Genomic DNA, 21,018 nt, shown 5'->3' with positions numbered 1-21,018 from the left:
TGGAATGCTCCTGCTCGGCAGAAGGGAGCAAGTTTCACTCCCGACGCTTCATCAATCGAGGTGTAAAGAATCACGCTCAATCCGCGTCGCGCGTATCCCCTGTGTCAATTGTGAGCGGTCCCTCGATATCCTCCATCTCCGATGCAGGCAACGAGAACACTCGATAGAGGCAAAAGCTGACCAGCGTCAGCACCGATCCCACCGAGATCAGCATGATAAACCAGCCGGCTGTTTCCATGGCACTATTCCTCGTGAGTAACGGCATCGAATCGCCCTTCGGCGATCCAGCGTTTTCCTGCAATGTTGATTAGGAGCAACAAGAAAACCCAGATTGTCAGGATGAACATAATCGACAGCAGAGGGATTCCACCCTGGCTCAAAGTCTTTGCGTAATCTGGACCTTGCGTAATGCAGATACCGATAAAGATAGCTAACAGATAGGCTGGTGTTACGTATTTGAGCATGATCTGCACAAACCAGGGAACGCGGATATTTGCACCGCGATGCAACTCTTCATAACCTTTCTGGATGCCAAATACCCAGCCGTAAATCACGGCCTGAATCATGGCTAGGATGAAGATAAACATCGTGCCCACCCAGAAATCAAAGGTATCCAGGGCCACCATTCCCTTTGAGAAATACACGACAAAACCGCTTCCCATGGCCGATACCAAGCCCAGCAAGGTCGCAGAGGCATGGCGTTTTAGTCCCAGTCCTTCTTCAAAAAATGCTATAACTGGTTGCAACATGGAAAGGCTGCTTGTAATCGCTGCAGTAAACAGCATGAAGAACCATAAGAATCCAAAGAATCTTCCTCCAGGCATAACTGCGAATACGTTTGGTAAAGCATTGAAACCCAACCCAAACGTGCCTTGCTCTTTGGCGGCAGCGCCCAGAAAAATAAATGCCGCCGGCAGAGTAATCAGACCTCCCAGGCAGACTTCAAAAAACTCATTCATGCTACTAGCGGTCAATCCGCTCAGGGCGATGTCGTCGTTCTTCTTGAGATAGCTGGCGTAGTTGATCACCACGCCAAACCCTACCGAGAGACTGAAAAATATTTGTCCAGATGCGGCCAACCAGGTTTTGGGCTGCATAAGATACTCGGCATTGGGATTCCACATGGCCCCCAATCCCGCAACGACTTTTTCACCGCCGAGTGTGAGCACCCTGGCGAGGACGCATACGGCACAAATGACCATGATCGGCATCGCAATTTTGCAAAAACTCTCGATTCCCTTACTGATGCCGCGATAGATAAGAATGAAATTGAGCACAAAAGTAATTAGCAAGAAAAGGATTAGATTGGATTCACCAGTTAGCAAGGCACCATCGGCACCGGTTCCCACGAATCTGCCGAAGAAATCACTATACTTCTCCGAATCTGCCCCTAGCATCAAGTCGCCGGTGAGATAGTTAAACGCATAACCGAGGCACCAAGCTTCGATCACAACGTAGTACATGTAGATCACCAGTGGGATGAGCAAGGCGATCGACCCAAGATACTTGGAGAGAGGATTCCGCCAGAGCGTTTGAAAGATCCCGGGGGCCGAGTTGAACCCTTTCGTCCCACCGTAGCGACCCATGGTCCACTCAGCCCAACAAAGCGGGATGCCCAAGATCAGCAGGCTGATAAAGTAGGGAAGCATAAACGCCCCCCCACCATTCTGGGCAGCCTGACCAGGAAACCGCAGAAAGTTCCCCAATCCCACTGCTGAACCCGCCACAGCGAGAATCACCCCGATCCGGGACCCCCACCGTTCGCCTCCCTGCGGATTGCTATCGCTCATTCGGGTATCTCCGTGACTCAAATGGAATCGAAAGGTAGAATAAGAAGCAAGATGGATACGTCCGACTGGCAGCTTCTTTTAGCGGATAAAGTGTTTTGGGTCAACAGTTTATGGAATGTCGAATAGGAATAGGGACTTCCCTCCGCCATGATCTTAATTACGAAAGCCGTGTAGGCAGTCATTCACCCGGCACGAGATGCTTTTGCTTCGCATTGTCAACGTGACTGGAAACGCCGTCCTGCGGTAATGATTCGTTCCACTCGAGTACTGCCCGTTTCAATCGCTGGGCAATTTGTTTGCGATCACCGGCAAGATTTCGTTTTTCGCGGATGTCGTTTTCGAGGTTGTAAAGTTGCACCGCCGAACCGTCGATCTGGCAAAGTAGTTTCCAGGGCCCGTCCCGAACAGCTAGATCGGGATTTGGATGGGCTTTTCTTCCTGGTCGATCGGGAGGACGCCGCCAAAAGAGAGAGCCGCTTCGCTGTGCTTGGGAAATACCCAGCAACGCTGCCAGCAAATCTTCGCCATCGGAATGGTAACCTTTTGGCGGCGAAAGGTTCGAGAGGGACATCAGCGAAGCCACCAAGTCGACGCTTGAGACGATCGTTGTGTCGTTTGAACTCCCTGCGGCTGAGGAAGCGACGTTGCCCGGCCCCCATACAATCAAGGGACTCCGAATGCCGCCTTCATACAGGAGCCCTTTTGCCCCGCGCAAGGGGTGACTCGATCCGGCGCCGGGTTCAGGGCCATTGTCGCTACACAACAGAATAAGCGTGTTGTTGCGCAGTTTGTCGTCACTCCGAATGCGGTCGAACAATTTCCCAAGCTGAGCGTCCATGGTTTTCAGCACACCGTAATACAAGGTTTTTTTCGTTGCATCGCCGCGTTTTGCTTCGGGAGGAAAAAACGGTGAGTGGACATCGTCAGGCCACACATTGACGAAGAAGGGTTTACCCTCTGCCTCGCTGGCATCGATGAACTCAATCGCACGTTCCACATAGCGAGCCGTAACCTGGGATCGATCCACCCATTCGATAGGTCCACGCCCCAACGCAGCACTGCCTAAGTCATAGCGTTTTGGCGGTTGGCCATCGTGAGCGTCGCAAAGTGGCAGCACACGGGGCCCGAGCCCTTCGAAGTTTGTGAGTGATGCGTCGAATCCGTATTTGGTGATCGAAGGGGCTTCGCCAACGTCGCGCTGACCTCCCATATGCCACTTGCCGAAATGCCCCGCCCGATAGCCTGCCTGAGCCATCAGTCGTGGTAACGTAACAGCGGTAACATCGAGCCAGTTTGCGATACCGCGTATTTTGTTCATCTGGCGTTCTGCCAGAAAAGACGTGATCCGATGCCGTGCTGGATACTGACCTGTCGTCAGAGCCGTACGCGAAGGGGAACAGATCGGCGAGTTGACATAAAAGTTGGTGAAACGCAGCCCTTGGCTCGCCAGCTGGTCGATCTTTGTCGTTTCGACTTCGGTGCCACCGAAACAAGAAAGATCCGTCCAGCCCATATCGTCGATGAACACCGTAATGATGTTGGGACGAGGATCCGAACGGGGAACTAATGTCGGCATGCCGTAGGTTGTGCGTTGATCTCCCTGCTTGCCCAACCAAGCGGTTAGCTTCTCTCGCATGTCGGCAAGTCGCTCTGCTTGTGCGGGGTCACCGGCCAGGTTGTTCGTTTCGTGTGGATCTGCCGCTAGGTCGTAGAGTTCTTCGGCGGGACGCTGCTGGTAGCGTTTGACCTTGGCTGCTGCGTGCTGGTTTTTCTCTGCCTTTGCTACCCACGAGAGCCAATAATCTTCTTTCCCACGCAGCTTGGTGACGTGTGACTCGAAGCGAAACTCGGGATGCAGATTCCGTATGTATTTAAATTGCTCGTCTCGCAAACTCCGAGACGGGTATACATTGAAGTTGCCGTCGCCACTGTGGGTCGTATAGATCTCTTGTCGATGCGTTTGAGCATCGCCCAATAAGACAGGAAGAAAGGACCTCCCGTCGAGAGTCTGATCGATCGTACCGCCTGCTGCTTCAACAAGTGTTGGAAGCAGGTCGACCCAGGAGACCATGGCTTCTGTTTGGGCACCAACTTTGATTTTCTCTGGCCAGGCAGCGATCAGGGGTGTGCGGATGCCTTCGTCGTACAGATTCCATTTGGCAAACGGCCACTGCGCTCCATGGTCGCTAGTATGGATAAACAACGTGTTATCGCCCAGTTTTTCATAAGCTGCGTCGAAGACTCGCCCCAGTTCGTCGTCCATTGTGTGGATGGCCTGGTAATACCGTGCGCGGGCTCGCCGTGTTTGGGGTGTGTGGACATGCGTGGATGGGATCTCGATCTTTGCGGAATCGATGTCTGTCACTTGCGGCCAAGGCACATGAGGCCAGTTCGTACCGACGAATAGGCACAAGGGTTTGTCGCTTTCACGCTGATTTAACCACTTGATGGCCTCACCGACAGCGACATCGTCGTGGTATGTGAAGTGCCTGGCAAGATCGAATCCGTACTCAGGAGTCTGCGCATAGTGTCCTACCTTGCCAAAGGCGACGACCTCGTAGCCCAACTCGTGAAGATAAGCGGGTAGCTTCTTGATCTCCTTACGAGGTCGTGCGTGATTGGCCTCGGCACCATTGCCAGCGGGCATCAACCCAGTCAACAGGGCCGCACGACTAGGCGCGCACGAAGGGGATGCTACAAAGGCCCGTTGAAAAGTCATTCCGCTATCGGCCACTCGCTGCATGCCAGGGGTGACGATATCTGTTGCTCCATACACACTCGAATCAGTGAGAGTATGGTCGTCGGAGAGAAACACGACGATGTGCGGCTGGCTGGCGTGAGATGCAGCAAAGGGTGCAAATAGATCGAGACCAGTTACGAAAAGGGAGGCCACTAAGTGCTTCAATTTCATTTTTGCTAAAAAGCAGCTGCTCTTAAGAAAGGTGGCAGAGTTGACGAACGGTGGTTCGGAATTATGCATACTAGCTTTGCCCTATTATCAATACCATTTGGCCTCCATAAGGACAATCAGCTTCCTGCACCAACTTGAAAGGGGGACACCCATCCTAACAGGTCGTGCAGTAGATGCTTCCATTGCTTAAGCAACGCAAGCTGCGTCACCGTGCAGAAATACCGACGCAAACTAACGATCCCTCTTGGTCGGGTGTCACCTGCAGTCCGGTCGGAGGATGGGTGTCCCCATGTTGTGCCATTTCAATATTGGGATGGCGCTACACGCGAAGGGAAAGGTGGATGCCCCTAAATCCCCAAATGGAAATGAAAGATGAACAACTTGACGGGGCAATTTGATGAACTGGTCCATCGAACTTCTTCATTCCCGCTTGCACTCCCAAGAAAACAGTGGCTACGGCATCGTTCCTTTCCTGCCACAATCCCCCCTCAACAAATTCCGCCCGCAAATCCCAACAATCAGTCTGGACCGCTGTGGAATAAGCGACTAAAGCCTTTTAGGCAAACACTTTACGACAATGTAGGTAACTATGGCAATGTATTTTTCACATATAGTATTGTCAAAAATATTGATTGGGATATGATTACCTTGAAAGTAGCTAGCAAAACCACTGTCAGTGTAACGACTTATGTCCGAAACCAACCTACAACTTGGAGACGATGCATCGACGAATGATCGTGAGATCATCGAGTTCGTTCGTCGGGAGGGTGCGGTCTCGATCGCCGAATTGGTAAAATTTGCTGGTGTAACTGCCACAGCCGTCAGGCAACGTCTCTCTCGGCTCATGGAACAGGGCCTAATCGACAGAGAAACCGAGAAAGCAGGCCGAGGACGGCCCACCCACCGCTATTCGCTTTCTCCGGCCGGAGTTCGCACGAGTGGTACCAACTATGAAGATTTGGCTGGCGTCCTTTGGGGTGAAATTCGCGCCGTAAAGGACCCGGACGTCCGCTATGGATTGTTAAAAAGGATCGTCACTCGGCTGGCGGACCAATATCGAAGTCGGGTGAGAGGTGATTCGCTGAAGGAGAGGATGCAATCCCTGGTTGCCCTGATGGGCGAACGCAACGTGCCGTTTGAAGTAACTCAAACTGAGGGCTCACAGCTTCCTGTCCTAACGGCCTTAGCCTGCCCCTATCCCACTTTGGCGGAACAGGATCGCACGGTTTGCTCGATGGAGAAGATGCTGTTTTCGGAGGTCTTGGGAGAAGGGCTTCGACTAAGCTCTTGCCGGCTCGACGGTGCTTCACATTGCACCTTCGATACGAGTAAGAACACAGCCCGTCGTACTAGAACGAGTTAATACTAGCCACAGACTAGAGGGGTTGTTACGCTTGATGGATTATCGCGGTTTTTTAAGACAACCGCTGAAGAAACTATCCTCATAAGACAGCGTGCAAAGTTAATAGGAACCAGTTATGCCTCAGCCATGGATTGAAGGACGATTTGAAGAGAACGTCATCACGACCACCGTCGAACAGGCGATCAATTGGGCGCGCCAGTCAAGTATCTGGCCGATGACGTTTGGACTAGCCTGCTGTGCCATCGAGATGATGGCCGCGGGAGCGAGCCGCTTTGATCTCGATCGATTTGGGGCAGGAGCGTTTCGCGCGACTCCCCGCCAGGCCGACCTGATGATTGTTGCGGGCACTGTAACTTACAAAATGGCCAGCCGAGTGCGGCGGCTCTACAACCTGATGCCTGATCCTAAGTTCGTGATTGCCATGGGGGCCTGCACAGTGGGTGGCGGACCCTACTTCAAATATGGTTACCACGTGGTGAAGGGTGTTGACTTGGTCGTGCCAGTTGACGTTTATGTGCCAGGTTGCCCGCCGCGCCCCGAGTCTTTGCTCGAAGGCCTGATGAGAATTCAAGACAAGATCAAAGGGCATAAGATCGCCAAGATGACCGGCAGCGCAGGTACCGGCCAACTGGGTCGCAAACTTGAGGATGAACTTCCTATGCCCCACCACAGTGGCTACGTCTACAGCCCCATCGACACCGAACCTGTTTATGATCACCAGAAGATTACTGGATAACCCCTGCGATGCGTTGCATCGCGGCTAATTGAACAACTGACCACAATCAACTGACAAATCAATGACTGAAACGCTAAAAATTACGAATCTCCATGTGGCCGTCGAAGGCAAGCCGATTTTGCGAGGTGTGAATCTCACGATCAACCGGGGTGAAACGCACGCTTTGATGGGCCCCAATGGATCCGGCAAGAGCACCTTGGGCAACGTCATCATGGGTCATCCAAACTACGAGGTGACCGACGGAACGATCGAGCTTAATGGCGAAGATATTTCTGAGTGGGATGCCACCGAACGTGCACGGGCCGGCATATTCATGGCCTTCCAACGCCCGATGGCGATTCCTGGCGTGAAAATGGCCGACTTCCTTCGCCACGCAACCACGAATGTTCGCAACCCGGCCCGCAAAGAAGGGGAAGAGTTGATTCCCATGCGACAATTTCGCAAGGAATTGACAGAGAAGATGGAACAATTACGGATGGATACCGAGTTCGCTCGACGCTATGTGAATGACGGTTTCTCCGGCGGCGAGATGAAGCGTGCCGAGATTTTACAGATGGCCATGCTTCGACCTAAGTTTGCCATCCTCGACGAAACCGATAGCGGACTCGACGTGGATGCTGTGAAGCTGGCCAGCCAGAGTATCGCTCAGATAGGTAAAGAAACTGCCGGGGGTGACCAGATGGGGATTCTCATCATCACGCATCATGACAAGTTGCTCGACCAGAACACGCCCGACTTCACTCATGTCATGCTCGGAGGAAAGATCGTCGAAACAGGCGGAGTGGAACTCGCCCATGAGCTTTATACAGATGGATACGACCGAATTCGTGCCAGCTATCCTGAAGCAGCCGTTGCCGAACAAGTGATGGCCGAAGTAGAAGCAGTTTAGAACCCTAACCAGCCCTCATTTCTCGCAAGAGAAGGGTGAACAAAATGGCTACCGATATTTCTCAAGATGTAACTACAGGTGAAATCAACAAGTACGATTTCATCACTCCCTCACATGACGTTTTCAAGGCTCAGAAGGGCTTGAATCCGGAGATTGTTGCGCAGATTTCTGAGATGAAGAATGAGCCCGCCTGGATGCGTGACTTCCGCCTTGAATCGCTTAAGATTTTTGAGTCGAAGCCCATGCCCAAATGGGGTGGCGACATCGGCATCAATTTTCAGGATATCTATTACTACCTGAAGCCTTCCGACCACCAGGGAAAGACCTGGGACGATGTGCCCCAAGATATCAAGGACACCTTCGACAAGCTGGGAATCCCTGAAGCCGAGAAAAAGTATCTCGCCGGAGTGAAGGCCCAATTTGAAAGCGAAGTTGTCTACGGTTCACTCCAGGAAGACTTGGGCAACAAGGGCGTTATCTTTACCGATACCGACTCCGCCGTCCGTGAACATCCTGAACTCTTACGCGAGTACTTTGGCAAGATTATTCCACCCTCGGACAACAAGTTTGCCGCCCTCAACTCGGCTGTCTGGTCCGGAGGTTCGTTCATCTATGTACCTCCGGGCGTACACATCGAGTTTCCGCTTCAAGCCTATTTCCGCATCAATGCCGAGCAAATGGGACAATTCGAGCGAACGCTGATAATCGTCGACGAAGGGGCCTCAGTCCACTATGTCGAAGGCTGTACCGCTCCGATGTACACCACCGAGAGCCTGCACTCCGCCGTGGTAGAAGTCATAGTCAAGAAGAACGGACGTGCCCGTTACACAACGATCCAGAACTGGGCTAACAACATTTACAACTTGGTCACTAAACGTGCCGTTGCCTACCAGGATTCGCTTATGGAGTGGATCGATGGCAATCTGGGCAGCCATCTAACGATGAAGTATCCCGCCGTCTACATGATGGAACCGGGTGCTCGAGGCGAGATTCTGTCGATCGCGTTTTCCTCAAAAGGCCAACATCAGGACGCCGGTGCCAAGGTGGTCCACTGTGCCCCGCATACTAAGAGTCGAATCATCTCCAAGAGCATCAGCAAGAATGGTGGCCGCAGTAGCTATCGCGGTTTGTGCAAAGTGGAAAAAGGTGCGACGGACTGCAAGAGCAATGTCGTCTGTGATGCCCTGATTCTCGACTCAGACAGCCGCAGTGACACCTATCCTTATATCGAAGTCGAAGAGCAAGACGTGCAGATCGAGCACGAAGCAAGCGTTTCTCGCATTGGCGAAGAGCAACTCTTCTATCTAATGAGCCGTGGCCTGAGCGAGGCCGAGGCAAGTTCAATGATAGTCAGCGGCTTTATCGAGCCGTTGATCAGAGAGCTCCCCATGGAGTACGCCGTCGAAATGAACCGGCTGATCGAACTGCAGATGGAAGGCAGTGTCGGTTAACTTCCCTCGGGGGTGAGTCCACTGAAGCCGTTCCAACCGGTGCTCGTTTCCCGTCGAACCCTATTTGAATAAATACAACTGACCATCAAGAACTGACAGATATCTGAATGATCGCTACAGCGTTGTCTACTACTGGATTCAGCCAAGAAGTGTTTGATGCGTTTCTCGCCGAGCGCGATGAACCGGGGTGGCTCACAGATCGCCGTGTGGCGGCCTGGAGCCAATTCAACAAGCTTGGAATGCCGAACAATCGCGATGAAGAGTGGATGCGCACCGACATTCGGCTGTTCCACTTCGATCGATTTGCACCTTTCGCAGGCATAGAAGCTCCGAGTGAGCTCCCCCCTGCTCTGCTTGCCACGGGTGTCGATCTGGCCGGCCGTAGCGTATCGCTCGATAGCCGCAGCCTCTCCAACGAAATCTCTGATGAGTGCGCAAAACAAGGCGTGCTTTTCGGTAGTCTCGATTCGCTGGTCAAAGAGCATGGCAATCTGTTGCGGCCCTACATCGAGCGGCAGCTTGTCGACCCCAATCAGGATAAATTCTCAGCGCTCAATGCAGCACTTTGGAGCGGGGCCAATCTGCTTTTCGTTCCCAAGGGGGTCAAAGTTGCGAGACCGTTCCACTCGTTCACAGCGATGTCCGCTGGAGGCGTCGATTTGGGCAAGACACTTGTAATTCTTGAACAGGGTGCCGAGGCGACTTTGCTCACCGAGACCGCCAGCACCGATCCAGAAGCGGGCGGAATGCATTGCGGGTCGATCGAGTTAATCCTCGAGAAGGAAGCCCGATTGCGTTACGTCAACTTGCAAAACTGGGGGAGCGGTGTCTGGCACTTCGCCCACCAGATGGGCCACGTCGGCGCAAACGCGGGTTTGCAGTGGACCATTGGTGCCCTGGGAAGTCGGCTGGCTAAGGTGAATCAACATGTGGCACTTACAGGCCCAGATGCCGAGGCCCAGGTAAATGGTGTCATGTTTACCCACGGCAAACAACATCTCTGCTACAACACCCACCAACACCACAAAGCCCCATTCTGCCGAAGCGACCTGCTCTACAAGTCAGCCCTGCAAGACAAATCGCGGACCGTATGGCGAGGAATGATCAAGGTCGACGAAGCGGCCCAGCGCACCGATGCCTACCAACGCAATGACAACCTGATGCTCTCTACCGCGGCCCGAGCCGATTCGATTCCCGGCCTGGAAATCGAAGCCGATGACGTCCGCTGCACCCACGGCAGCACCAGTGGTCGCGTAGACGACCATCAGTTGTTCTACGCCATGACTCGTGGATACACCCGCCAAGAAGCCGTGCGAATGATCGTTTCCGGTTTTTTCCAGCAGGTATTTGATCGCATCACGATCGAAAGCGTTCGAGATGCCCTGGGCGAGGCGATTGGTCGCCGAGTGCGGGATATCGAAGAATGAACGAATTCACACCCGCTGCCAAGATATCCGAAATTACCGATCCCGGTTCATTATTGGTAGAAATCGACGAGCAACTTGTTGTGCTGATCCACGCCGCAGGGCATTATTACGCCCTCGACGACGTTTGCACGCACGACGGCGGGCCATTGAGCGATGGTCCACTCGATGCAGCGGAAGGCTCGATTGCTTGTCCGCGACATGGTGCCAAGTTTGACATCAAGACTGGTGCCGCTCTCACCATGCCGGCTACCAAGCCAACGCGCTCACATGATGTTAAAATTGAAGGCGACCAAATTCTTGTTCGTCTTTGCGACAATTGATAGTACAGTTCATTCAAAAGGAGGCACTCTCATGCCCATCGCCGAAGATCATGTCCGCGAAGCCTTAAAACAGGTGATCGATCCAGAGCTGTTCGTCAATATCGTCGACCTGGGGTTGATCTACGAAATCAAGATCGATGAAATCGAAGAGGGCAAGTCGAACGTAGTGGTCAATATGACCATGACCAGCCCCGCCTGTCCTGCCGGCCCTCAACTTCTGGGCCAGTCCAAAGACTTCGTTGGCCGCCTCGAAGGAGTCGATGAAGTCGATGTGCGACTCGTGATGGATCCCCCCTGGACACCCGACCGTATGACCGAAGACGCCCGCGATCAATTGGGAATCTTTTGAATGCGAAATCGGGATTGCGAAGTTTACTGGTGTGCCTTTCTGGCTAATAGCTAACGACTAACAGCTAATCGCTTTTCCATGCACTTCTTCCTCTACGAGTGGATCACGGGTGGCGGTCTGGTCGAAGAACCGGGGCAATTGCCTCCTTCGCTATTGACTGAGGGAGAGGCGATGCTGGTCGCCTTAGCCACCGACTTTGTCGCTTTGCCAGACGCAAAAGTAACGGTTCTCAGAGACGCCCGACTGGATGCATTCCAAGTCTCTCGCTGTGAAGTCATCGAAGTCCATTCTCGGGAACATCTACTTGAAGAGTTAATTCAGCTTGCTTCGCTGGCTGACCACACGCTCCTGATAGCCCCTGAGTTTGATAGCATTCTGATCAAGACCACTCGGCAAGTAAGAAGTGCAGGTGGAAAACTTCTCAATGCGAGCCAAGAGTTTATCGCTATTGCCTCTGACAAACACCTTACGGCCGAGCATCTAGCCAGGTCTGGTGTGCGCGTGCCGGAGGCAATCTGGATGGAGCCCGATGCTGAAAAACTACCGCCTGATTTTCCTTATCCTGCCGTACTAAAACCTATTAACGGCGCAGGCTCGCAGGACACTTACTTGGTTCATTCCCATCGCGACGAACCCCCGGGGCACCCCTGGCCTCGGCGTTTGGAGCGATTCCAACCTGGCATCCCGGCAAGCGTGTCATTTCTCTGTGGCCCACAAGGGTGCACTCCGCTGCCGGCCTGCCGCCAACATCTTACCGAAGATGGTCGACTTGGATATTTGGGAGGTTCCCTTTTGTGGGAAACCGAACTCGCCGAGCGAGCCACCCTAATCGCAACTCAGGCATTGAAATCAATACCCGGCGGATTAGGCTACATTGGTGTTGATCTGGTCCTAGGCAAAGCGTCAGATGGAACCGAAGATGTCGTGATCGAGATTAATCCCCGACTTACGACTTCCTATGTGGGACTACGTGCGATGACCGAGGACAATCTGGCCAGTGCCATGCTCCGCATCGCCGCTGGCAAGCAAGTGGCACTCAATTTCAAACGCGACCCCTTGGAATTCTCCGCGGCAGGAATGGTTCGACGACCTTTTTAAACCCGAGAACGCTCGTGGATAAGCCGCAATGATGCCCACAGCCCCCCGGCCCCTGTCCCCTGTCCTCGCTCTCGACATCGGTGGTGCAAACGTCAAGCTTGCTGACGGCGTTGGCTATGCAGCAAATTGGCCATTTCCTCTGTGGAAACATCCTAAAGATCTTGCAGAGAAAATCACACGTTGTCTCGCCAAGGCTCCTTCTGCAGAGAGTCTGGTCGTGACGATGACCGGCGAACTTTGCGATTGCTTTGAAACTAGGGCCGAAGGAGTCCGTTCGATTGTCGCTGCAACAATGGAAGCTGCGGGTGACCGGTCAGTGTCGTTTTACCAGACGAACGGTCAATTCGTTTCCTCCGGTGAAGCTACTGAACACCCACTTTTAGCGGCAGCAAGCAACTGGCACGCCCTGGCAATGGTGGCTGCTCGCTACTGTGAAACAGAACCCGGGCTGCTCATCGATGTCGGATCGACCACGACAGACATTATTCCCTTGATAGCCAGCAAGGAAGCTGCCCAAGGGCGCACCGATACCGAGCGCATGCTCAGCGGAGAACTGGTGTATTCAGGCGTCGAACGAAGCCCTGTATGTGCGGTCGTGTCGCATTTGCCGTTGCGAGGCAAAGATTGCCCCGTGGCACAGGAGTTTTTTGCAACAACCGCCGATGCGTATCTCTTGCTGGGAGAATTGCCCGAGAATCCAGCAGACGTCAACACCGCCGATGGCAAACCTTTCACGTGTGCAGCAGCGCACACTCGGCTTGCACGGATGATCTGTGCTGATCGGGGTATCGTCTCGATGCATGAAACGCTGGATTTTGCCGAATCTATCCGAAATACTCAGGTTGACCGCATAGAAAAGGCCTTTCGATTGGTTGTCGCTGCCATGCCTGTCGAGCCGCAAACAATCGTCCTAAGTGGCCACGGTGAATTCCTGGCTCGTCGATTACTTGAGCGGCTGGATCTGCCATTGCGGATCTTTTCTCTAACCGAAGAATGGGGACCCGTTGTGAGTCGATGTGCCCCAGCGCATGCCTTGGCTTTGTTAGCACTAGATGCTTTGAAATAGGTATTATGCCAATTCGAGTCATCAAAGTGGGAGGGAGCCTGTTCGATCTGCCCGATCTCGGCAATCGCATTAGGGACTGGATCGATCGTCAACCCACCGCCTACAACCTTCTGGTCGCCGGCGGCGGAAAACTCGTTGAGGAAGTTCGCGCGCAACATATCCAAGAACCTATTGACGAACTCACAGCCCACTGGCGGTGCATCGATCTCATGACCGAAACAGCCAGGATGCTAGCGAACGTCTTGCCTGGAATCGAAATACTGGACTCCCTTCCAGAGACCGAACTAACGACACGACAATGTACAGCGATTTTCACCCCCGCTCGATGGCTCCGCGAAACTGAGCCTCAACTACCCGGCACACATCTGTGCGCTTCCTGGGACGTGACTAGCGACTCCCTCTCCGCGAGGTTGGCGATTACTTGCGACGCAGATGAATTGGTACTACTAAAAAGTGCCACTCCGCCCAGCAATGACCTCCAGCAACTTGCCGATGCAGGCTATGTGGATCGATTTCTAGCTATGCTCGAAAATGAATTGCCTCTTATGCGTTTTATCAATCTCAAGCGAACCTCCTTAGACCAGTCGCGTCTATAGCCGAAGTTGCCTCAAATCGTCTCAACCACTATTGCGAGATCATTCGCATGGTTCGCTGGATCGCCCGTCAATATCTGATTCCGTTTCGCGATCTGCCCCCCTCCGTGTGGTTCGTATCACTGACGGTATTGATCAATCGTAGTGGCACCATGGTTTTGCCCTTTCTGGCGTTGTACGTCACGACCGAGTTGGGCCTCGAAATATCTGCCGCTGGCTATCTGCTTGCCATGTACGGTGTTGGCGCGATTCTAGGAAACTGGATCGGCGGCTGGCTCAAAGGCAGATTTGGACCACTTCTGGTTCAATTTGCCTCACTCGCGTTTGCGGCAGGCGGTTTCATGCTCCTCTCCCTAGCTCATGGAGAATCTGAAGTGGCTGCGTGTCTGTTCCTCTTGAGTTTGGTGGGGGAAGCAAATCGGCCGGCGGCTGCTACGGCTACCACGCTCCTGGCACCTCCGCATGCTATCACCCGTGCATTTGCCCTCAATCGACTGGCAATCAATCTCGGCATGTCGATTGGTACCGTGCTTGGCGGATTCCTGGCCGAGATCGGATTTAAGTACCTTTTCTACGCTGATGCAGTGACCTGTCTATTAGCAGCCGTGTTTTTGGCCGCCACGCTCGGACTGAGCCGTTTGCCCGACTGCGAAACTGAAGATGCTCCTTTAGCTGATGGCCTTGGTTCACCCTGGCGCGACCATCAATTTCTCTTGGTGATGTTCTTGCTATTCATTTATGCGCTTGTGTTCTTCCAGGTTTTGGGAACTTACGTCCTCTATCTCGAACAGCAATATCATTTCTCTAAACCGCTGATCGGTGCCATCCTGGCGATCAACACGGTGCTCATTGTGTTGGTGGAAATGCTCGTGATCCATCACACCGAGCAGTACTCTCGGCTGAAGCTGGTCGCTTGCGGCTGCATTCTCATTGGGTTGGGATTTGGACTACTGCCGTTCGGCAGTGGAATCGTCTATTGTTCAGTTCTGGTCGTCATATGGACTGCTGGCGAGATACTTGGGTCATCCCCATCACTTGCCTACGTGACCAGCCGATCCACCCGCGCCAATCAAAGCGCCTACTTGGCCGCGTATGCGATGACTATGTCGGCTGCACTCGTGCTTGCTCCCGTGCTCGGAATGTCGCTCTATGAACAGAATCCCAATTGGCCCTGGTATGCAAGCCTGGGCATCTGCACGTGCATCGCCGCTGCGTTGTATTGGATCGACAGTCGCCGACGAGCATTGGATCTTCCAACTCGCATACAGGTAGCGACTCTGATCTCACCAGATTGCGAGATCGAGGCTACGCCAGTTGCCATTCCTGCGCTTCCGCCACGCGTTTGATATCTTCCAAGTCCGCAGCGATGCACTTTTTCATGGGTCCCATCATGAAGAGTGATAGGGGCGAAATAGCCTTAGCCAGTAGAGTCATTGCCTGGCAATCGAAATCCAGTTTGACTGTAGTACCCCAGATATCGGGGATCAGTTCATAGGTCGCCACGTAATGCGCACCGCAGGAATTGCACTCGACCGTGTAACCATGCGGCTCGTCGAATGCCGTAAACTCCATTTCTTCGGTCGCCTGCTTGCCAAACATCGTGCGAGTTTCACAAAAGCGAGTACCCACCCCTATGGGGCCATCCGTCAGCACTTCAAGCCGATCAATGCCCGATATGTTTTCAGCTGTGTGTTCCAAGTCACACAACAGAGGAAATACGACCTCGGGAGGCGCCGCAATGTGCGTGGAGATTGAGAATTTTGCCATGAGTTTTTGTTCCGTTATCAATGGACGAGAGCAGGCCGATTGACTAACGAATTATACCGCAAGCAGAAAAAAGAGAAGCAAATGAATCGCGGAAAGATTTGCCAATTTTGGATACGCGGAGATTTTTGCCTTAAGAAATTTTTAAGGTACTCGGATGAAAGTGTGTCAATATGTCGCCACGATGGATCTGCGAATATCCGCAAAATTAGTATTCATCCGCGTTCTATTTCTTTATCAGTCCTCGCAGTGTTCTCAAATTGATAACGTCCAAGTCTACCCCTTTTTCCTCACCCTTAGGAGTCTCCATATACATAGGGACTTTGCGAAAGCGCCGGTCATTAAGCAAGAAACGAAACGGCTCCAGCCCCATCTTGCCGCGACCGATTGCCGCGTGCCGATCCACTCGCGAGCCAAATTCCTTGAGACTGTCGTTCAAATGAAACGCCTTCACTTGCTGGACACCGATGGTAGCGTTGAGCGATCGCATGGTGGCCTTGTAATTCTTCTCGGTATCCATCGGATACCCAGCCGCAAAGATATGGCACGTATCAACACACACTCCCAGCCGATCAGGATCGCGGACCCCCTCGATCATCGCCGCCAACTGCTCGAACTTCCAACCCAAATTAGTCCCCTGCCCTGCGACGGTTTCAAGCAGACACTTTGCCTGAGCCCCGCGCGTCTGCTTATGCACTTCGTTGAGTGCTTTGACGATCCGCTTGGTACCACGGCTCTCTGTGCTAGTTGTGAAAGACCCAGGATGGGTCACTACATAGGGAATTCCCAGTTGGTCGGCCCGCTGAATCTCGACCACAAACGCATCAATTGATTTCTTCCACAACTCATCGTCAGGACTAGCAAGATTGATCAGATACGAATCGTGTGAAATCGGATGCTTGATCTTTAGATCGGAAAGTGCCCGTCGAAATCGCTCGACTTCATCGTCGGCAATTGGCTTGGCGCGCCACTGATTATTGTTCTTCGTAAACAACTGCACACAATCACACCCCGCCCGATGCGCAGCGTCAACGGACTTGTAATAACCGCCAGCAATCGACATATGGGCACCCAGAATCGCCATGCGAAGAGAATAATGGTCAACGCCGTGCGGCACAACCCAGCGAGCCAGAAACCTAAGCAACTGGATTCTTTACTACCCCATTCCCAGGCACGATCCACACAGAAATGTGGAGAACGATGCTTGGCTTCGAAGTTACTGCTTGGGAACTATCGCGGTTCTTGATCTATCACAATCAATATCTGCTATGGTGGATCTCATGCGAATCCCCACGATCCGAGGACTAATTGACCGTCGTGTACTGGTTAATTTTCGCGTAGAACCAAACGCATTGGCTAACATTCTCCCCGCACCCTTCCGCCCTCAGCTTGTCGGCGGTTTTGGCATTGCAGGAATTTGCCTCATCCGGCTCACTCAGATCCGCCCCCAGTTCTTTCCGGCCACGGTCGGGATCTCGTCAGAGAACGCGGCCCATCGCATTGCCGTCGAGTGGAATGCGGCGGATGGCGTTCGCACAGGCGTCTATATTCCCCGGCGAGATACTTCCTCTATGCTCAATGCGATAGCGGGTGGTCGACTGTTCCCCGGCACCCACCATCGGGCTCGTTTCGATGTACGTGAAATAGAGGACGAATATCACATTGCCATGCACAGCCTGGACGGCTCTGCCCACGTACTCGTCGACGGCCACAAAACCTCGCAGCTTCCGGACGACTCAATCTTTTCCACGGTCTCCGACGTCTCAGATTTTTTCGAAGCCGGATCGTTAGGGTACTCGCCCAGCAGTTCGGCGCATGAATTCGACGGCCTCGAACTGCGCTCCGCCAACTGGCACGTTGAGCCTTTGGCTGTGACAAAGGTAGAATCCTCGTTCTTCGACGATTGCGATAAGTTCCCTGCCGGCTCCGTGACATTTGACCACGCTCTACTCATGAGCGGCATCGACCACGAATGGCACAGTCGCGAGTCGCTGTGCTGAGCCAGAGACATACAGCCGCATATGTGAGTGAATATTGTTCGATAACCGAAGTATTCCTTGAATATTTGAGAAAAAACTTGCTTCTCTACCAACTACAGGATAGAACAAGGAGGAAATTTAAGACGACTATTGAAGAGACGCGTTTTCTTTTATATATCGAGGTTTAAAACAGATGTTGAGATCAGATTCACATTGTCGTCATTCTAACTTCGTTGTTCCTCGTTCATGCCCCTATTTTGTCGCTCGCGCTTTACTCTCGACCGTGTTCTTATCAATGTTAGGACCGGCAGCGGGAAGCGGCGATACTTTTACGGTTGCGAGTTTTACCTTTGACGACACACTGGGTCCGACCACCGTTGTGCCGGTGCCGCCAAACTTAATAAGTGACTTCGAGTCTTTTGCTTTTAATGCCCAATTTATTCCGCTTTCGAACCAAGGCAACGATTTCGATATCAATAAGTCGATCGGGATCCAATTGCTTGGTTCCATCCCCGGCAAAAACGCCGGCGGAACATCAGTGTCCCTGGGAGACACGACTTTTCAAGGGATAATCGAGCTGAATTGGGGCGGCAGTCCGGGAGTGACCAACCACGACGGCGACGATTTTGTCGCTTACGAGAATGGTGCACCCGGAGGGCCCGAGGCCTATATGGTTGCCGTCCGCGAGACGGGCTCGCAGACTTTTTCTGATTTTCGCTACGAATTTGCCGACGACTCAGTACGTGTCCTGCCAAGTGCGGGAACGGATATCGCCCAAGTGCTCTCGACCGGCTTTGATCTAAGCAGTTTTGGCCTGGCAAATGGAGCCACGATCGATGCGATCAGGGTGGCCAACCTAGTGCCGGCCGATCGAGTCGACGATGTATCCGGCCAAGGGAATGTCATCCTCGGCGGGGGCAGCGGTTTCGCTCCCCTCACTGGTCCGCAAGGTGCCGGCGGCCAATACAACAGTGGAGGCTTCGACGCCGACATAACCTATATCGGTGTCATACCATCTCCGACCACCGAAACGGGCGATTTCAATAACGATGGGTTGCTCGACGGCGCTGACTTTCTGGTATGGCAACGAGGTGGTTCGACCAATATGTTGAGCCAGTCTGACCTGACGGTTTGGCAAACAAACTACGGAAGCCAAGTCCCGCTAACCGTGAACTCGGTCGCAGTGCCAGAGCCGACAACAAGTCTGCTACTGCTACTCTCGATTACCACTATTCTTTCCAAGTGCCAAGTGACTAAGGTGGAAAAAAGGAATTGCAGAGTGCGGGATGAAGATTCAGGCAATCTCGCAGATGAGCTGTGATAACTCTTTCATGGGCCTGGAGAAAGTTCTTATGCACCGGGCAAGCGAAGAGTTGATGCTGCGTGTATGTCTTGGGGCTACAGCGATTCGAATAAACTAGCGGCGACTGCCGAGCTAATTCCAATGCAGCAAGCAAAACAGCCGCGGGAGACTTACTGGTGAGCGACATTCACTCTCTATGAATGCACGGTCCACAACGGTTTAGCTATAGCCATGCAAAGATTTCTACAGAGCCAGAATGTCCCTTTTTTCCCGGCGCTTTCTCTGACCCTTATTGTTTCCCCAAACATGTACTAATCTGTGTGTGGCATGAAAAAGTTCAAGGGAAAATCGATAAATCAGTTCCTCACAGCGAGATCTCCTTCTTTTCGCTTGCCACTTCTATGAAGTCCTTGAATCATTTTACGCTAAACTCGACGAATCGAGCGCAAACACTTGACGCACTACATCAACAGCCATGTCCCACACCGATTATTCTGTAACTTGAACGGGGAGACTTTGAGAATCAACCGTGACTATCTCCTTGTTAGACGAGACAAACACGAGATTTGATGGGCTCCATTCAGCACACGTTTACATCGAACCAATCACGACCCCTGGTTCTGCTCTCGAAGCGGCTTACAGGCTCCTCGAGCGGATCTTCGAGCCGGAAGTGCTCAATACCTACGATTCTTTTTTAGAAGAACTAGCAGAAGTCAGCTCGAACCTAAGAAACTGCTATTCGATTCACCTGGCTGCGTTTTTGGAAATGGACAACCAGCGTTACTTGGTCGGCTTTCACAATTCCACCGTGATGCGCCTGTTATCGCACTCGGACATGGCCATTCAAGCAGTTACCTATTTAGTTACATCGCCCAAAGCGAAGGAGTCGGGGCTGCGCGGCATCGGTTCGCGACTCTCTGAGGCAGCCCTGCAACTTGCTACGGATCAAATGAACGAGCACGGTTGTAGGCTGGCATACATAGCAGCTGAAGCGGAAACCCCGTCGCTCGGTTTTTGGACTAAGTCCGGTTTTTTATGGCCCGAGGGTTTGCGGTACCTGCAGCCTCCTTTGGAATTCGATGAAAGTGGAAAGCCTAGATTTGAGGAAGTAGCGGAGAATTTCGTGGTATTTCCTTTGGGCATTTCAAGCCGGAACTCTATCCAGGCTGACGTTCTGATGGACTTGATCCTAACTATGTATGAGAATTTGATTTTAAGACCTCAACGCGCGATTCTGGCTCCCGATGCGATGCTACGGGTGCAATCCTACGTTTTGGACCGCGTCTTGGAGCGGGTCAAAGCAACGATTCCCGTAGTTGGCGAGATTCCTCTTGTTAGCCCCCTACTGGCGACTGGCAGCCATGCCCATCCAGATTAATCGATTGAATTCCACGTTCCGGTCGTGGGCTCTTCACTTGCCAAGAGTACGATTCGGCTCGCATTGCGTGGGAGCCGCGACCGCTGGCACTGTCGGATGAGGGCATCGAGGTCGAAGCGAGATTTCCCAAATTGACCAGCAACCGACGCCCCCGGCGCGAGCTTGCCTGCGAATAATTGCGCAAAGAAGTGCTCGCAGGGGCACGTCTCTCGCAAGAGATCCTCTCAGCAGCCCGAGCGGAGCAAATCTCCGAATAACCCTTGCGACAAGCATTGCGCCAACTGGGCGGGGTCGCTCGCATGGGCCCTGGTGGCCGTTAGGTCAGCACCCTGGAGGCTAAACAGCTTGAGTGAGATAATGAGTCGGTCTGAAAAGCAGCGTCGACTGGAGAAGTATCAATTCCAGATTTGTGCCAATTCGGCGGTGAAAAAAAACGCGGCCATGTTGACCAACATGACCAAGTTAGGAGAGTGGGTGTGAGCATCATGATTGTGGGTAGTGGAGCTAGGTTGGGTAATTTTTCCAGTAGTCGCCCCAGCCGCCGGGTTGGCTGAGGTAAAGGGCGCGGAGGTGGCAGACGGCGTCAGAGCCGGCTTCGCTC

Annotated in this window: 20 protein-coding genes; 15 read left to right on the top strand and 5 right to left on the bottom strand. The window is 52.9% G+C overall.

The window, feature by feature from the left end; translation table 11 throughout:
* Nucleotides 1-76: 76 nt before the first annotated feature.
* The 3 genes from Pla144_RS24930 to Pla144_RS24925 form a co-directional block, all read right to left on the bottom strand.
* A complete protein-coding gene (locus tag Pla144_RS24930; protein ID WP_197530980.1) occupies nt 77-238 on the bottom strand; it encodes a hypothetical protein in 162 nt (53 codons plus the stop codon).
* 4 nt (nt 239-242) lie between these two features.
* Nucleotides 243-1,790, bottom strand: coding sequence for a sodium-dependent transporter (locus Pla144_RS23865; RefSeq protein ID WP_146453221.1), 1,548 nt, complete (start codon nt 1,788-1,790; stop codon nt 243-245).
* A gap of 178 nt (nt 1,791-1,968) precedes the next feature.
* Nucleotides 1,969-4,701, bottom strand: a complete 2,733-nt coding sequence (locus Pla144_RS24925; protein ID WP_197530979.1) for a sulfatase-like hydrolase/transferase — start codon at nt 4,699-4,701, stop codon at nt 1,969-1,971.
* 688 nt (nt 4,702-5,389) lie between these two features.
* On the opposite strand from Pla144_RS24925, the gene Pla144_RS23850 reads away from it, so the two are divergent.
* The 11 genes from Pla144_RS23850 (at nt 5,390) to Pla144_RS23800 (ending at nt 15,339) form a co-directional block, all read left to right on the top strand.
* Entirely contained in the window at nt 5,390-6,064 is a 675-nt protein-coding gene (locus tag Pla144_RS23850) for a helix-turn-helix transcriptional regulator (RefSeq protein ID WP_146453220.1), read from the top strand.
* 115 nt (nt 6,065-6,179) lie between these two features.
* Complete coding sequence (locus Pla144_RS23845; RefSeq protein ID WP_146453219.1) at nt 6,180-6,800, top strand: NADH-quinone oxidoreductase subunit B; 621 nt, start codon at nt 6,180-6,182, stop codon at nt 6,798-6,800.
* Between the two features lie 61 nt (nt 6,801-6,861).
* Nucleotides 6,862-7,689 carry a Fe-S cluster assembly ATPase SufC gene (sufC, locus tag Pla144_RS23840; RefSeq protein ID WP_146453218.1) on the top strand — a complete coding sequence of 276 codons (828 nt, stop codon included), beginning with the start codon at nt 6,862-6,864 and terminating at the stop codon, nt 7,687-7,689.
* 44 nt (nt 7,690-7,733) lie between these two features.
* Nucleotides 7,734-9,140, top strand: a complete 1,407-nt coding sequence (gene sufB, locus Pla144_RS23835; protein WP_146453217.1) for a Fe-S cluster assembly protein SufB — start codon at nt 7,734-7,736, stop codon at nt 9,138-9,140.
* 107 nt (nt 9,141-9,247) lie between these two features.
* Nucleotides 9,248-10,567 (top strand): Fe-S cluster assembly protein SufD, encoded by a 1,320-nt coding sequence (gene sufD / locus Pla144_RS23830; RefSeq protein ID WP_146453216.1) that lies wholly within the window; start codon nt 9,248-9,250, stop codon nt 10,565-10,567.
* Nucleotides 10,564-10,887 (top strand): Rieske (2Fe-2S) protein, encoded by a 324-nt coding sequence (locus tag Pla144_RS23825; protein ID WP_146453215.1) that lies wholly within the window; start codon nt 10,564-10,566, stop codon nt 10,885-10,887. Before sufD ends, Pla144_RS23825 begins: the two co-directional genes overlap by 4 nt.
* Nucleotides 10,888-10,918: 31 nt before the next feature.
* A complete protein-coding gene (locus Pla144_RS23820; RefSeq protein WP_146453214.1) occupies nt 10,919-11,236 on the top strand; it encodes a metal-sulfur cluster assembly factor in 318 nt (105 codons plus the stop codon).
* Nucleotides 11,237-11,314: 78 nt separating this feature from the next.
* Nucleotides 11,315-12,334: an ATP-grasp domain-containing protein gene (locus Pla144_RS23815; RefSeq protein WP_146453213.1), complete on the top strand. Its 1,020-nt coding sequence runs from the start codon at nt 11,315-11,317 to the stop codon at nt 12,332-12,334.
* Between the two features lie 28 nt (nt 12,335-12,362).
* Nucleotides 12,363-13,400, top strand: coding sequence for a hydantoinase/oxoprolinase family protein (locus Pla144_RS23810; RefSeq protein WP_146453212.1), 1,038 nt, complete (start codon nt 12,363-12,365; stop codon nt 13,398-13,400).
* A gap of 5 nt (nt 13,401-13,405) precedes the next feature.
* Complete coding sequence (locus Pla144_RS23805; RefSeq protein ID WP_146453211.1) at nt 13,406-13,996, top strand: hypothetical protein; 591 nt, start codon at nt 13,406-13,408, stop codon at nt 13,994-13,996.
* Nucleotides 13,997-14,043: 47 nt separating this feature from the next.
* Nucleotides 14,044-15,339, top strand: a complete 1,296-nt coding sequence (locus Pla144_RS23800; protein WP_146453210.1) for an MFS transporter — start codon at nt 14,044-14,046, stop codon at nt 15,337-15,339.
* On the opposite strand, the gene Pla144_RS23795 is transcribed toward Pla144_RS23800, so the two are convergent.
* Together Pla144_RS23795 and Pla144_RS23790 are read right to left on the bottom strand one after the other, a co-directional pair.
* The gene (locus Pla144_RS23795; protein ID WP_146453209.1) at nt 15,299-15,760 is read right to left on the bottom strand and encodes an SRPBCC family protein; all 462 of its coding nucleotides are present in this window, start codon (nt 15,758-15,760) and stop codon (nt 15,299-15,301) included. The genes Pla144_RS23800 and Pla144_RS23795 overlap by 41 nt on opposite strands.
* Before the next feature lie 223 nt (nt 15,761-15,983).
* Nucleotides 15,984-16,901 carry a deoxyribonuclease IV gene (locus Pla144_RS23790; protein ID WP_231936537.1) on the bottom strand — a complete coding sequence of 306 codons (918 nt, stop codon included), beginning with the start codon at nt 16,899-16,901 and terminating at the stop codon, nt 15,984-15,986.
* 136 nt (nt 16,902-17,037) lie between these two features.
* Between Pla144_RS23790 and Pla144_RS23785 the strand changes: the two genes are divergently transcribed.
* The 4 genes from Pla144_RS23785 (at nt 17,038) to Pla144_RS25360 (ending at nt 20,897) form a co-directional block, all read left to right on the top strand.
* A complete protein-coding gene (locus Pla144_RS23785) occupies nt 17,038-17,757 on the top strand; it encodes a DUF2071 domain-containing protein (protein WP_146453208.1) in 720 nt (239 codons plus the stop codon).
* A gap of 274 nt (nt 17,758-18,031) precedes the next feature.
* Nucleotides 18,032-19,057 carry a PEP-CTERM sorting domain-containing protein gene (locus Pla144_RS23780; RefSeq protein WP_197530978.1) on the top strand — a complete coding sequence of 342 codons (1,026 nt, stop codon included), beginning with the start codon at nt 18,032-18,034 and terminating at the stop codon, nt 19,055-19,057.
* Between the two features lie 511 nt (nt 19,058-19,568).
* On the top strand, nt 19,569-20,417 hold the full coding sequence (locus tag Pla144_RS23775; RefSeq protein ID WP_146453206.1) for a GNAT family N-acetyltransferase: 849 nt from the start codon (nt 19,569-19,571) through the stop codon (nt 20,415-20,417).
* 357 nt (nt 20,418-20,774) lie between these two features.
* On the top strand, nt 20,775-20,897 hold the full coding sequence (locus Pla144_RS25360; protein WP_261342343.1) for a hypothetical protein: 123 nt from the start codon (nt 20,775-20,777) through the stop codon (nt 20,895-20,897).
* The last annotated feature ends 121 nt before the right edge of the window (nt 20,898-21,018 follow it).

The organism is Bythopirellula polymerisocia (genome assembly GCF_007860015.1).
In the GTDB taxonomy this organism is placed as follows: Bacteria; Planctomycetota; Planctomycetia; order Pirellulales; family Lacipirellulaceae; genus Bythopirellula; species Bythopirellula polymerisocia.
The sequence above is the reverse complement of the archived record's forward strand: the minus strand, read 5'-3'. Positions and strand labels throughout refer to the sequence as shown.